Below are 12,501 nucleotides of genomic sequence, written 5' to 3'. Positions count from 1 at the left end.
TCAGCCCCTCATCTGATTGATGTCTTCGACGGCGATGCCGCCGCGATTGCGGAAGTAGGTCACGAGGATAGCCAGGCCCACCGCGGCTTCGGCGGCGGCCACCGTGAGCACCATCATCGCGAAAATCTGGCCCTCGAGGTTCTGCAGGAAGGCCGAAAACGCGACGAGGTTGATGTTCACCGAGAGCAGAACCAGCTCGATCGACATCAGGATGATGATGACGTTCTTGCGGTTCACGAAAATGCCGAAGACGCCGATCGTGAAGAGGGCGGCGGCGACGAACAGATAATGGGCGAGCGTTATTTCCATCAGCCGATCCCCTGCCCTGGGCGGATGTCCTTAAGCTCGACACCATCGGAGCGCTTGCGGCCGACTTGGGCGGCGATGTCTTGCTTCTTGACGCCCGGACGATGGCGCAGCGTCAGCACGATCGCGCCAATCATGGCGACGAACAGCACCAAGCCGGCGAGTTGGAAGACGAGCAGATAGTCCGTGTAGAGCACGCGGCCGATGGCTTCGGCGTTGGTGACGTCGCCGGGCGCGGCCGGCGTCAGCGCGATCGGGGCGCCGTCTGCCGACATTGCAGCGCTGGCGACTAAGCCAAGCTCCCCCAGCAGCGCCGCCGCGACCAGCGCACCGATCGGCGCGTAACTCAGGAAGCCCTGCTTCAGCTCGGCGAAATCGACGTCGAGCATCATGACGACGAACAGGAAGAGCACCGCCACCGCGCCGACATAGACGACAATCAGCAGCATCGCCAAAAATTCGGCGCCAAGCAGCACGAACAATCCCGCCGACGTGAAGAAGGTCAGGATCAAAAACAAAACGGAGTGCACAGGGTTGCGCGCCGAGATCACCGCAAACGCGGATAAGATCGCAGTCGCAGCCAGCACGTAGAAGGCGATGCTCGCCAACATGCGTTACGCTCTCCTCTCCTCACCCGATTGCGGGGGAGGTGTCGTGAGCGAAGCGAACGACGGAGGAGGTGCGTCCGGCGGATGCCAGGCACCTTCGCCCCCTCAGTCCGCTTCGCGGACAGCTCCCCCGCAAGCGGAGGAGCATGATTAGTAGCCGCGCCCTATCGGTAAGGCGCGTCCAGTTCCAAATTCTTCGCTATTTCCCGCTCCCAGCGATCGCCGTTCGCGAGCAGACGTTCCTTGTCGTAATAGAGTTCTTCGCGCGTCTCGGTGGCGAACTCGAAGTTCGGACCTTCGACGATGGCGTCGACCGGGCACGCTTCCTGGCAATAGCCGCAATAGATGCACTTCACCATGTCGATGTCATAGCGCGTGGTGCGGCGCGAACCGTCTTCGCGCGGCTCGGCTTCGATGGTGATGGCTTGCGCCGGGCAAATGGCTTCGCAGAGCTTGCAGGCGATGCAGCGCTCTTCACCGTTGGCGTAGCGGCGCAGCGCGTGCTCACCGCGGAAGCGTGGGCTAAGCGGGCCCTTCTCGAACGGGTAATTCACCGTCGCTTTGCGGGTGAAGAAATACTTCATGCCGATGGCGAAGCCACCGATCATGTCGAGCATCAAAGCGCCCTTCGCGGCTTGGAGTAAGCGCGACATCTCTATCTCCCCGCGCACCGATAGGTACGGTACGCGAAACCATCGTAACGGGTGGCGGCGGACACGAACGTCGCAGCGCTTCGCCCACAATACTCATTTGCGCGCGCATCGACCTGCGCCTCGCTCTGCACGGCCGCGTCGTAGCGCACGTCGAACGTGTCGCCACCGGTCACGACCACCGCCGGCAGCGTCTGGCACGCGCCGAGCGCGGCGAGTGAGGCGAGAGCAAGCGCCACGCGCATCAGCCCCCCGCCACGGCTGTTGCAGCAGCGTCGGGCTGCAGGAACGCCACGTAATAGCCAAGCGCGATGACGGCCACGAGCGAGGTCGGCAGGAAGATCTTCCAGCCCAAACGCATCAGCTGATCGTAGCGGTAGCGCGGCACGATCGCCTTCACCATCGCGAACATGAAGAACATGATCCAGATCTTCACGTAGAAGACGCCCATCGCGATGAACGATGTCCAAAATGGATTTAGGCCCAGGCTCTCGATCGAACCCCACGGCAGGTGCCAACCGCCAAGGAACAGGATCGACGTCATCGCGCACATCATCACGATGTTGAGATATTCGCCGATCATGAAGAGCAGATAAGGCGTCGAGCTGTATTCGACCTGATAGCCAGCGACGAGTTCAGATTCCGCTTCCGGTAGATCGAACGGCGGACGGTTGGTTTCGGCCAGTGCAGAAACGAAGAACATCACCATCATCGCCAGCATGACGACGCCGACCAGAATGTTGTTCGGGAATTCCGCGAAATTGAACAGGCGAAAGCCGTGCCACATCCAAATGCCGTCGCTTTGATTGTCGACGATCGTGGTCAGGTTCAGTGAGCCGACCAGCAGCAGGACGGTGATGATGATGAAGCCGATCGAGACTTCGTAGGACACCATCTGCGCTGCCGAGCGTAGGCCGCCAAGGAACGGGTACTTTGAGTTCGAAGCCCAGCCCCCCATGATGATCCCGTACACGCCAAGCGACGAGATCGCGAAAAGGTAGAGAATGCCGACATTCAAGTCGGCGATCACCACGTCAGGGCCCCACGGCACCACCGCCCAGCCGATGAAGGCGAGCACAAAGGTGATGAGCGGCGCTAGGATAAAGACGGTTTTGTTCGCGCCTGCGGGAATAATGATTTCCTTGAACACGAACTTAAAGAAGTCCGCGAAGGATTGAAGCAGGCCGAACGGGCCGACGACGTTCGGGCCCTTGCGCAGCTGCACTGCCGCCCAGACCTTGCGGTCGAACAGCAGCAAGAACGCCAGCGAGATCAGCAGCAGGATCATGATGGCGAGCACTTGGCCCGACTTCATCAGCGTCCATTCAACTTCCACCGGGAAGTTGAAGAACGGAACGTAGTCAGCGTTCGGATTCATTCCGCCGCCACCTTGTCAGCCCCGGCGCGCAGGCGTGAGCATTCCGCCATCGTCTTCGAGGCGCGCGCGATCGGGTTGGTGAGATAGAAGTCTGCGACGCTGCTGCGGAACGGCTCGTTCGAGATCGTACCGTCAGCGCCAATGAGTGCGGCGTTGAAGCCGGCGGCGTCCGCCGCGCCCGGCGCGTAATCGACTTGGCCGAACGTCGGATGATCGGCGATCATCTTTTGGCGCAGCGCGCCCAGCGTGTCGTACGGCAGCGTCTTGCCGAGCGCACCGGAGAGCGCGCGCAGAATTGCCCAATCTTCCTTAGCGTCGCCCTTGGGGAACGTGGCGCGACGGCCGTATTGCACACGGCCCTCGGTGTTGACCCAGGTGGCTTCCTTTTCGGTGTACGCAGCGCCCGGAAGGATAATGTCGGCGCGGTGCGCACCGGCATCACCGTGCGTACCGACATAAATCACCGTACCGGTGTTCGGCAGCGCGACTTCATCGACGCCGAGCAACAGCAGCGTATCGAGGCCGCCCTTCAGCATATCCGAGGCGCTCCTGCCGCCCTCACCCGGCAGGAAGCCGAGATCGAGACCGCCAACGCGTGACGCCGCGCTGTGCAGCACGTTGAAGGCGTTCCAGCCCTCTTTCGCCACACTCGCCGCCAGCTTGCCAGCAGCGCGCAACACAGCGGCGCCATCGGCACGCATCAGTGCGCCGCTGCCTACGATGATCATCGGCTTCTGCGCGTTCTTCAGCACGTCACCGAAGGCGCCGAGATCGGCCAGCGATTGCGGGCCGGCGCCGAGATGCTTGTATTTATACGAGAGGTTCACCGCCTCGCCGACGACAGCGACTTCAGCGCCGCGCAGCCAAGCCTTGCGTATGCGTGCGTTCAGCACGGGCGCTTCAAGACGCGGGTTCGCGCCGATCAGCAGGATTGCGTCGGCTTCGTCGATGCCGGCGATGGTGGAATTGAAGAGATACGATTGGCGCGCGCCGCCGCCGATCTGGGCGCCATCGGCGCGACAATCGGTATTGGGCGAGCCCAGCGCACGGAAGAGATCGAGCGTCGCCTTCATGCTCTCGGCGCACGCGAGATCGCCAGCGATGGCGCCGATCTTTTTCGGATCGCCCGAAAGCGCCTTCGCCGTCGCTTCAAGCGCCTCAGCCCAGGTGGCTGCGCGGAGCTTGCCGTTTTCGCGGATATATGGGCGATCCAGACGTTGGCGCGACAGGCCGTCTTCGGCGTAGCGTGTCTTGTCGGAAATCCATTCCTCGTTGACGCCCTCGTTCACGCGCGGCAGCACGCGAAGAACGGCATCGCCCCGCGCATCGACGCGGATGTTCGATCCCAGCGCATCCATCACATCGATGGTTTCAGTCTTGGTGAGTTCCCAAGGTCGTGCATTGAAAGCGTACGGCTTCGAGGTGAGCGCGCCGACTGGGCAGAGATCAATCACGTTGGCGGAAAGCTCGCTCGTGAGCGACGCTTCCAGATACGTGGTGATTTCCATGTCCTCGCCGCGGCCCGTCGCGCCCAGTTCGGGCACGCCGGCGACCTCCGTCGCGAAGCGGACGCAGCGCGTGCACTGAATGCAGCGCGTCATCACCGTCTTCACGAGCGGGCCCATGAATTTCTCTTCGACCGCGCGCTTGTTCTCATCGAAGCGCGAACCGCCACGGCCATAGGCGACGGATTGGTCTTGCAGATCGCACTCGCCGCCCTGGTCACAGATGGGGCAATCGAGCGGGTGATTGATGAGCAGAAACTCCATCACGCCCTTGCGCGCCCTGTCGACGACGGCGCTGTTGGTGACGAGTTCGTTGAGCTTGTCGTCGCGCGGCGGCGGCAAATCTTTCACTTGCTGCGCGCACGACGCGACCGGTTTCGGGCCGGATTTACCGCCGACCTTCACCTCAATGAGGCACATCCGGCAATTGCCGGCGATCGACAGGCGCTCGTGATAACAGAAGCGCGGAATCTCAGCGCCCGCAGCCTCGCAAGCCTGCAGCAACGTGTATTCGGGAGGTACGTCGACTTCAGCACCGTCGACGAGAATCTTCGTCATTTCAGAGGCCCGTTTCGCGGACGCGCATGAACGATTTATTGCGTCGCCGCAAGGGGGCGAAACGTCCGTACTCAGACGTGCTTTTTGCGAACGGTTCGCACATGTTCGAACGTCACCGAAACGATCCGTGCGGATGTTCCGCTTCACTGCGTAAGCATCGGACGGAACTGCGATTTTGCCGGAACGGCCGGCGCCCTCAAGGGTTGGTGGCGCAAGGGCGGGCAACACAGGAGCTACCCATGGCGAACCAACAACAGCCGAACCAGGAACGCGAACGCCAAGCGCAACCCGACCGGCCGGATCAAGGCGATCGCCAACCGGGCCAAGAGCGTCCGGAACGCGACCAGGAGCGGATCGATAAGAATCGCGACGGCGACCAAAAGCGCCCGCAATAAGTTCGCACCGAAACGCTTGAGCGAATGGATCGGAGCGGTGAGAACCGCTCCGTTTTCGCGTGCAAATATGACCACGCCGACAACTGCCGCTAACGCGGCCTTCACCCTCTTCGACGGCCCGAATTTTAACTGCGTGCGTGAGATAAGCGCGCTCTAGAATTCTGGCAGACCGATGAACGTCATTCCTTTTCGCCCTCGTTCGCAGCCCCAGGCTGAGCCACTTGCCTTCGCTATTGGCGCGCGCGTTGACCTGCGTATCGGCGCTTTGGCCGCCGGCGTGGTGCGACCGCGTGGCGAGCTGGAAGATCTCTATTCCTTCTCAAACCTGGCGCGCACCCTCCGGGGCGCACGCATGGCGTGGCGCGAGCGTGGGGCGCAGGCGCCGCTGGTGCTCGCGATCGCGTCAGAAGTTCAGAATACGCTTGAAGCCGATCTGTTGAGCGAAGCCGCCTTCGAGGCCGGCTGCACGCGCCACATGATTGGCTTCGAACTCAACGAGCGTGAGATCGTCAATGCGGGACCCGCCCTGCCGGAGGGTCTCCGTGCCCGTGGCTGGAACGTGCTGTTGCGTGGCGATCCCCAGTGCCCGCTGCCGTTCGGCGCGCGCGTACGTGCGCTCTACAATGAGATTGTGGTCGACGTCCCGGATACGCCGGACCCGTTCCTGGCGCTCGAAAACGGCGACCGGACGCCACTTGGCCGTCGCATCCTGGCGGCGCGTGAAGCGGGCATGTTGATCACCGCCGAAAGCGTGCGCAGCGCCGCCCAAGCGCGCATTCTGGCGATCGCTGGTTTTGATCGCGGCGGCGGTCCGCTGGCCGAAGCCGGCCTGCGCTAGATCGCGGCCGCGCGTTCCTGCTGCAAACCGGACGCGTCCAGCTTCTCCAACAGATAATCGAGATCGTCTTTCGGGACCGATTGGAAGAGCGTGAGCGTGCGCTCCAGCATGCGCTTGCGGAAGGTAATGCGATCGCGCGCCGCACCTTCGCGCTCGATGCCGTGATAGACGTCAATCGCGGCGCGAATCGATGAGAAGAGACGCGGCGGTAGCCCTGCCCGCTCGCACGCCGACTTCAATCCAAGCGGTCCGCTATCGTGCATCATCAGCCACATGCGCTGATGCGACATGCCGGCAAGTTCGGCCATCGCGTGCTCAACAAAATCCATCTGCCCCAAGCACAAACCGCGCATCAGGATCGAGGGCGTCAGGCGTCCGTTCAGGTTCAATTGCTGCACGAAGCGCGGCAGGTCGCTTTGCCGAATCGCCTGTTCGACAATGTCGAGCGTGGCGCGCTCGCGCGACGCCATTGAGAGATCAATGGCGATCTGCGGCGGCAATTCGTGATTGTTGACGAGGTGATCAAACAATTCGCCCGTCACCATCGAGACGAGCTTTTCCGTCACGCCCACCGGCAGCACGCTGCGACGCACCATTGCCTGCATGATGTTCGACGTGCCGGCGAAGCGATAGAGCGCGGTGTCGAGCCCCTCTTCGTCGAACAGCGCGTTGTCGTTGGCGAGCGCGCGTTCCACGGCTTCGGTGACGGCGTATTCCGCAATCGCGCCGGTGACCTTCGTCGACAGATGTTCGCGGCTCGCGACAGCCACCTGTTTCGACGGCGGACACGCGCGAATGATCTCGATCAAATCCGCATCGGTCAGCACCGGCGAATTCATGATCACGGGCAGCGCGATCGTGTCTATATCTTGAGCAAGCTTATTGGCGATGTCGCGCGGCAAGCGCGGCGAATTCTTGAGCGCCACAGCGAGCGCGCGCCGCACCAAAACGGCCGCGTCAGCAGCCATGATGCCGATGATGCTTTCAGCGTGCTTGCGTTCCTCAACGGAAAGGTCAGCCTCGTCAATGCAGCGGCAGAGCTTATGCGCGGCTTGCGCGCGATCGTCGATCGTCGGCCCTTTGATAAGGGTACGGATATCGCTCTCGGTGAGATGAGCGCGCATGGTGACGATCGACATTCCGGCCTCTGACAAGTCACAGGTTCGGCGGCCGACTCTGGCCACCCCGCAGAAACACCCTTGATCCTAGCCCTTAACGAAAGCTTGATTGCGCCAACAACAAAGGGAGGGCCCGGTGCTCGAAGGCCTAAAGATCGTCGAATACGCCACCTATGTGGCCGCACCTGGCGCTGCGGGGATTATGCGCGATTGGGGCGCGGACGTAATCAAGGTCGAGCCGCCTGGCGGCGACCCGATCCGGCTCTTCTTCTCGTCACTTGGTGTCGATGCCGAAACCAATCCGATCTTCGAGATGGATAATCGCGGCAAGCGCGGCATCGTGCTCGACACGACAAAACCTGAAGGCCGCGATGCGCTGCTCAAGCTGATTGATCGCGCGGACATCTTCATCACCAATGTACGGCCCGGCGGATTGAAGCGTGCGGGCCTCGAGCCGAAGAGCGTGTTGAAACGCTGCCCGCGCCTGATCTACGCAACGCTCACCGGCTACGGTCTTGAAGGCCCTGACGCAGATCGCCCCGGCATGGATGCAGCGGCGTTCTGGGCGCGCTCGGGGCTCGCCGCGATGTTTCGACCGAAAGGCGGCGATCCAATTCAATTGCGCACGGCGTTCGGGGATCATGTTGCATCGCTCGCGATTGTCTCAGGCGTGCTCGCCGCCGTGCACGAACGCAGCACGACCGGCAAAGGCCGCTTGATCGATGCATCATTGTTGCGCACCGCGCATTATGTGGGCGGCAGCGATCTGGCCATCCAACACACACGCGGCCGCGTGGCGTCCAACCGCCCACGCAACGCCGTGCCCAATCCGCTCGTGAATACCTTTCGCACCAGCGACGATCGCTGGATCAATCTGTTGATGCGCCAGGGTGATAAGGATTGGCCGAAGATCGCGCGCGCCATCGGCGTTGACCCCTTGGTGAGCGATCCACGCTTTTCGAGCAGCCGCGCGCGTCGCGAGAACGCGGCTGCGCTCGTGTCGTTGCTTGACGCGGCGGTCGAACGCTTCACGTACGATGAGGTGACAACAGCGCTGGATCGAGAAGAATTGGTGTGGGCCCCTATTCTATCGCCCAGCGAAGCCGTGAGCGATCCGCAGGCGATTGCCGCGGGCTGCGTGGTGCAAACGCCGACGCATGAGGGCGGCGTGTTTAACGCGCCTGCTGCGCCCGTGCGCTTTCCCGGCGCCGATGACGGACCCAAGGGCCCTGCACCGCGCTTCGGCGAGCACACACGCGCGGTTCTTGCGGAGCTGGGATATTCAGATGCTGAGATCGATGCGCTCTATAAGAGCGGCGCGGCCGTTTAGTCGCGGCTCGCGCGCGTGTAGGCGGCAAGCGCACGCAGCGGATCTTGCGTCTCTTGATCATCGCCCGTGCCACGCAGGAGCGGCAGCAAAGCCATATTGAACAACGCTTGCGCGAGCGCAGGCGACATCGACTCGCCGCTGTCGCGGCCATACTCGATCCGACCGTGGCTACCGGCGCCCATGCTGGCATCCGCATCGAGCGACAAGCGATCGAGCAAACCTTGCGCGGAGCGCGGCTCACCGTTCGTATAAAACAAGCCACGATTGGCGGCCGCTTCCCGCGGGAAAATCGCGGCGGCACTCGTCGCGCCTTGCTGCGCCGCTTCGATCAAACGAATGGCGCCGCCTGATCCCATCACGTGCGCAGCGTAGAGTTCGCCAGCATTTGGCGCGCGCCCCAAACGCGCCTGCAGCGCGTTGGCGTTCTCACGCGCGAGTTCGGCGGCCATGCGCGCGGAGAGTTCTGGGTCGCTGCGCAATGCTAGAATATCGCGACGGGTCGCGGCGTCCGCGCCATTGCTCAACGCCGCTGCTTGCGGACCAAGGCCATGATTGCCGCCGTGACGGCGGACCATGTCGAGCCACGTGCTGTCGATGAATTGGAAAAGCCCCGTCGCGCTCGATGTCGCGGCGCGTGCATTCGGGTTCATCGCGCTCTCGCGGCGCGCGGTTTCAACAAGCAGCGAGAAATTCACGCCGGTCGCATCCGCTGCGCGGCGGATCGCGGTGCGGACGGCGTCTTGGGCGAGAGGCGCGATCGGATCGCTCATGCCTCACGCGTCGACCAATTCGATTAATCGCGCGTTAACCACGTTACATCGCCGCATTGGTGCGTGGGCGCAACGAGTTCAATAGCTCTTCGGCAACCCCAGCACGCGCTCAGCGATGAAGTTCAGGATCATTTCGCGGCTGACCGGCGCGATGCGCGCGATCATGGCTTCGCGGAAATAGCGCTCGACGAAATATTCCTTCGCATAGCCCATGCCGCCATGCGCCAGCACGGAGGCTTCGCATGCACGGAAACCGGCTTCGGCGCCCAGATACTTCGCAGCGTTGGCTTCGGCGCCGCAATCTTTGCCGGCGTCGTAGAGCGCCGCCGCCTTGAACGCGAGCAAATCAGCCGCTTCCAGCTCAGCCCACGATTTTGCGAGCGGATGTTGGATGCCTTGGTTCTGACCAATCGGGCGGCCGAACACGACGCGTTCTTTCGCGTATTGCGCCGCACGCTTCAAAGCAGCGCGGCCGAGGCCGATCGCTTCCGCTGCAAACAACACACGCTCTGGGTTCAAGCCCGTCAAAAGAATTTTGAATCCAGCGCCCTCTTCTCCGATCAGCTCCGCATTCGAAACTTCAAGGTCTTCGATGAAGAGTGTGTTGCACTCCACCGCCTTGCGACCCATTTTTGGGATCGGATTGGCTTCGATCTTGCTGCGATCGAAATCGGCATAGAAGAGCGACAGGCCCTCCGTCGGCCGCTTCACTTGATCCTTCGGCGTCGTACGCGCGATCAGCAAAATCTTGTTCGCGCGTTGCGCATTAGTCGTCCAAATCTTGCGTCCGCGAATGCGATAGCCGGTGTTGGTGCGCTCGGCCTTGGTTTCAAGGCTCGACGTATCGAGGCCGGAGTTTGGCTCAGTCACTGCGAAGCAAGCTTTGTCCGTGCCGTCCATGGCTGGCGGCAGGAAGCGCGCTTGCTGCTCTTCTGTGCCGAACTTCACGATCGGCATGAGGCCAAAAATGTTGAGGTGGATCGCGCTCGCGCCGGAAAACCCGGCGCCCGATTGCGCGACCGTCTGCATCATGAGCGCAGCTTCCGTGAGGCCAAGCCCGGCGCCGCCGAAGCGTTCTGGCATTGCCACGCCGAGCCAACCGCCGGCGGCGATATCAGCGACGAATTCTTCTGGGAATTTTCCGGTCTCGTCCGTCTTCAGCCAATAATGATCATCGTACTTCGCACAAATCTTTTGGATCGCTTCCTGGATCGCGGCCTGCGCTTCAGTGAGTTCGATACCGATGGTCATGACGCCTCAAATCTCGATGGCGCGAGCGCTGCCCACGCGGGCTCGATCTCGCGGCTGAATACGTATGCACTAATGATCTCTGCCGTGAGCGGCGCCAAGAGCCAGCCGTTCCGCGAGTGCCCTGCCGCGACGAAAACATCGCCAGAAGGCCCGACCACCGGCCATCCATCCGGCGACATCGGGCGAATGCCGGCCCAAGCGCGCCCCTCGGCCTTTACTTCGCCCGGCAAGAACGCGCGCGCCGCATCGAGCAACGCATCCACTTTGCTCTCATCGACGCGACGATCGTAGCGCCCAGGCTCCATCGTCGCGCCAATTACGACGTCCTCACGACGGCGCACCATGTAGAAATCTGGCGCATGCAGGTTCGGCCCGAGCGTCGCATCCGTTTCCACGGCGACGACGTGGCCCTTTGCAGGCTGCACATGCTTAAGCGCAGGCGCGGCGCGCATCAATTTTTCGGTCGCCCAAACACCCGGCGCCAGTACGACAGCATCGCCTTCATAGACACGATTGTCATGCGTCATCACGGCCGACTGGGTGACGTTCTCGACGTCGCGGTGATACTCGATCACCACGCCCATTGCGCGCGCCTGCATGGCGAGCCCTGTCAGCACACGCTGCGGATCGGCTGTGCCTTCGTCTCCGACGAAAATCGCGTTCTCAAGTTTCTTCGAAAGGCCAAGCCGCTTACGCGCCTGCCCCGCATTGAGCGCGCTGACGTCGAGACCCAGGCGCTGCGCGTTACGGAAAAAGTTCTGCGCGTCGTCGGCGTTCGCACGCACATGCACGCCGCCATCAAAGCGAACGCCGTCGGCCCATTCCGCGCCAGGCCGTAATTCGCGCCAGAGCTTCAGCGATTCAATCGCGAGCTGTTCGTGCGGTGAAGGCACTGCATCGAGTACGGCCAACATGCCGGCGGCGGCGGCTGAGGCGATTGGCCCGAACGGCGACGGATGCTCAGCTTCGGCCTCAAGCAACGTCACCTGCGCGCCGGCGATCCGCAGCCGCACGGCGCAGAACAAGCCAACGACGCCGCTGCCGACGATGACGACCTTTTTCATGGGGTCTCATGTCCACCCTGGGGCGGAGGCGCGCAAGGCCGGTGCGGCAGCCGGTCGCGTGAATTCGCGCTTAGCGCTTTTTCGGTTTCGCCTCAGCGGCGACCGCGCCGCTCACGGCGACGATGGCTTCGAGGCCGGCGCTCAAAAGCGCTTCAGGAGCGACAGTGCGACCCGTGAGTTTGGAGAGCTTCGCGGCGGCGGCTTCGAGCTTGGCCCAATGCTTCGCTTCGATGCGCACCGTCTTGAACGCCGGCGCCTTGGCCTTGCGCGGCGCCACAACCTTGGCGCTCTTCCGCGTCGCGGCGATCGCCTTCTTCATGTTGTCGACGTGCGCGCGGTCCTTGTCCTTCTCGACCTCGGACAGCTTCGCGTACGGCTTGAACAATGCCTTATCCAAGCTCTTGTCGTGCTTATTGCGCGCGATCCATGCCTTGTGCACTTCGATCGACGCGGCTTCGCGGTCGTTCGGGAATCTCATCACGGCGGCGTACGCATCGCGCGCGGCGATCTTGTTATCAGCCTTGGCATTCGGGTGCAGCTTCGACCATGGTTGATTGATATCAACCATAATCCCTCCGCGCATGCGCATGCGCGGCTGGCCCTTCTGCTCGGGGTTGGTTTTCAAAAGTTGTTTGCGCCACGCATCGTGTGAGCGACCAGCGAAATAATCGACCGCCGCATCCATGCGCGGATCGGCTTTAGTGGTTTGCTTTTTCTTAAGCGCGGCCAT

Annotated in this window: 14 protein-coding genes; 3 read left to right on the top strand and 11 right to left on the bottom strand. The window is 62.4% G+C overall.

The features are described from left to right. The 6 genes from nuoK to nuoG all read right to left on the bottom strand — a co-directional run bounded on the left by nuoK (position 1) and on the right by nuoG (position 5,005). A complete protein-coding gene (gene nuoK / locus EPJ54_RS02360; protein ID WP_135210062.1) occupies positions 1 to 309 on the bottom strand; it encodes an NADH-quinone oxidoreductase subunit NuoK in 309 nt (102 codons plus the stop codon). Further along, entirely contained in the window at positions 309 to 917 is a 609-nt protein-coding gene (locus EPJ54_RS02355) for an NADH-quinone oxidoreductase subunit J (RefSeq protein ID WP_135210061.1), read from the bottom strand. The genes nuoK and EPJ54_RS02355 overlap by 1 nt, the downstream gene beginning before the upstream one ends. A gap of 161 nt (positions 918 to 1,078) precedes the next feature. Then, complete coding sequence (nuoI, locus tag EPJ54_RS02350) at positions 1,079 to 1,567, bottom strand: NADH-quinone oxidoreductase subunit NuoI (protein ID WP_135210060.1); 489 nt, start codon at positions 1,565 to 1,567, stop codon at positions 1,079 to 1,081. A gap of 2 nt (positions 1,568 to 1,569) precedes the next feature. Then, positions 1,570 to 1,809, bottom strand: coding sequence for a hypothetical protein (locus EPJ54_RS02345; RefSeq protein WP_135210059.1), 240 nt, complete (start codon positions 1,807 to 1,809; stop codon positions 1,570 to 1,572). Beyond that, complete coding sequence (gene nuoH, locus EPJ54_RS02340) at positions 1,809 to 2,942, bottom strand: NADH-quinone oxidoreductase subunit NuoH (RefSeq protein ID WP_135210058.1); 1,134 nt, start codon at positions 2,940 to 2,942, stop codon at positions 1,809 to 1,811. Before nuoH ends, EPJ54_RS02345 begins: the two co-directional genes overlap by 1 nt. Beyond that, positions 2,939 to 5,005, bottom strand: a complete 2,067-nt coding sequence (gene nuoG / locus EPJ54_RS02335) for an NADH-quinone oxidoreductase subunit NuoG (protein ID WP_135210057.1) — start codon at positions 5,003 to 5,005, stop codon at positions 2,939 to 2,941. Before nuoG ends, nuoH begins: the two co-directional genes overlap by 4 nt. A gap of 239 nt (positions 5,006 to 5,244) precedes the next feature. On the opposite strand from nuoG, the gene EPJ54_RS19680 reads away from it, so the two are divergent. Together EPJ54_RS19680 and EPJ54_RS02330 are read left to right on the top strand one after the other, a co-directional pair. Beyond that, entirely contained in the window at positions 5,245 to 5,400 is a 156-nt protein-coding gene (locus tag EPJ54_RS19680) for a hypothetical protein (RefSeq protein WP_167755536.1), read from the top strand. Between the two features lie 172 nt (positions 5,401 to 5,572). After that, positions 5,573 to 6,238 (top strand): hypothetical protein, encoded by a 666-nt coding sequence (locus EPJ54_RS02330; RefSeq protein ID WP_135210056.1) that lies wholly within the window; start codon positions 5,573 to 5,575, stop codon positions 6,236 to 6,238. Here EPJ54_RS02330 and spbR read toward each other — a convergent pair. Further along, positions 6,235 to 7,377: a SpbR family protein gene (gene spbR, locus EPJ54_RS02325; protein WP_135210055.1), complete on the bottom strand. Its 1,143-nt coding sequence runs from the start codon at positions 7,375 to 7,377 to the stop codon at positions 6,235 to 6,237. The two genes, EPJ54_RS02330 and spbR, sit on opposite strands and share 4 nt — an antisense overlap. A 115-nt stretch (positions 7,378 to 7,492) precedes the next feature. Here spbR and EPJ54_RS02320 point away from each other — a divergent pair, with 115 nt between their 5' ends. After that, a complete protein-coding gene (locus EPJ54_RS02320) occupies positions 7,493 to 8,686 on the top strand; it encodes a CaiB/BaiF CoA transferase family protein (protein WP_135210054.1) in 1,194 nt (397 codons plus the stop codon). Here the strand turns inward: EPJ54_RS02320 and EPJ54_RS02315 are convergent. The 4 genes from EPJ54_RS02315 to EPJ54_RS02300 form a co-directional block, all read right to left on the bottom strand. Beyond that, positions 8,683 to 9,456 (bottom strand): transglycosylase SLT domain-containing protein, encoded by a 774-nt coding sequence (locus EPJ54_RS02315; RefSeq protein WP_135210053.1) that lies wholly within the window; start codon positions 9,454 to 9,456, stop codon positions 8,683 to 8,685. The two genes, EPJ54_RS02320 and EPJ54_RS02315, sit on opposite strands and share 4 nt — an antisense overlap. Before the next feature lie 78 nt (positions 9,457 to 9,534). Then, positions 9,535 to 10,707: an acyl-CoA dehydrogenase family protein gene (locus EPJ54_RS02310; RefSeq protein WP_135210052.1), complete on the bottom strand. Its 1,173-nt coding sequence runs from the start codon at positions 10,705 to 10,707 to the stop codon at positions 9,535 to 9,537. Next, the gene (locus tag EPJ54_RS02305; RefSeq protein WP_135210051.1) at positions 10,704 to 11,771 is read right to left on the bottom strand and encodes an NAD(P)/FAD-dependent oxidoreductase; all 1,068 of its coding nucleotides are present in this window, start codon (positions 11,769 to 11,771) and stop codon (positions 10,704 to 10,706) included. The genes EPJ54_RS02310 and EPJ54_RS02305 overlap by 4 nt, the downstream gene beginning before the upstream one ends. 70 nt (positions 11,772 to 11,841) lie before the next feature. Then, entirely contained in the window at positions 11,842 to 12,501 is a 660-nt protein-coding gene (locus EPJ54_RS02300) for a hypothetical protein (RefSeq protein ID WP_135210050.1), read from the bottom strand.

This window comes from Vitreimonas flagellata (assembly GCF_004634425.1).
GTDB lineage: Bacteria > Pseudomonadota > Alphaproteobacteria > Caulobacterales > Aquidulcibacteraceae > Vitreimonas > Vitreimonas flagellata.
The sequence above is the reverse complement of the archived record's forward strand: the minus strand, read 5'-3'. Positions and strand labels throughout refer to the sequence as shown.

Bases quoted from the DNA above. Each gene is read 5' to 3' on its own strand.
- nuoK (WP_135210062.1), bottom strand. From the start codon at position 309: ATGGAAATAACGCTCGCCCATTATCTGTTCGTCGCCGCCGCCCTCTTC.
- EPJ54_RS02355 (WP_135210061.1), bottom strand. From the start codon at position 917: ATGTTGGCGAGCATCGCCTTCTACGTGCTGGCTGCGACTGCGATCTTA.
- nuoI (WP_135210060.1), bottom strand. From the start codon at position 1,567: ATGTCGCGCTTACTCCAAGCCGCGAAGGGCGCTTTGATGCTCGACATG.
- EPJ54_RS02345 (WP_135210059.1), bottom strand. From the start codon at position 1,809: ATGCGCGTGGCGCTTGCTCTCGCCTCACTCGCCGCGCTCGGCGCGTGC.
- nuoH (WP_135210058.1), bottom strand. From the start codon at position 2,942: ATGAATCCGAACGCTGACTACGTTCCGTTCTTCAACTTCCCGGTGGAA.
- nuoG (WP_135210057.1), bottom strand. From the start codon at position 5,005: ATGACGAAGATTCTCGTCGACGGTGCTGAAGTCGACGTACCTCCCGAA.
- EPJ54_RS19680 (WP_167755536.1), top strand. From the start codon at position 5,245: ATGGCGAACCAACAACAGCCGAACCAGGAACGCGAACGCCAAGCGCAA.
- EPJ54_RS02330 (WP_135210056.1), top strand. From the start codon at position 5,573: ATGAACGTCATTCCTTTTCGCCCTCGTTCGCAGCCCCAGGCTGAGCCA.
- spbR (WP_135210055.1), bottom strand. From the start codon at position 7,377: ATGTCGATCGTCACCATGCGCGCTCATCTCACCGAGAGCGATATCCGT.
- EPJ54_RS02315 (WP_135210053.1), bottom strand. From the start codon at position 9,456: ATGAGCGATCCGATCGCGCCTCTCGCCCAAGACGCCGTCCGCACCGCG.
- EPJ54_RS02310 (WP_135210052.1), bottom strand. From the start codon at position 10,707: ATGACCATCGGTATCGAACTCACTGAAGCGCAGGCCGCGATCCAGGAA.
- EPJ54_RS02305 (WP_135210051.1), bottom strand. From the start codon at position 11,771: ATGAAAAAGGTCGTCATCGTCGGCAGCGGCGTCGTTGGCTTGTTCTGC.
- EPJ54_RS02300 (WP_135210050.1), bottom strand. From the start codon at position 12,501: ATGGCCGCGCTTAAGAAAAAGCAAACCACTAAAGCCGATCCGCGCATG.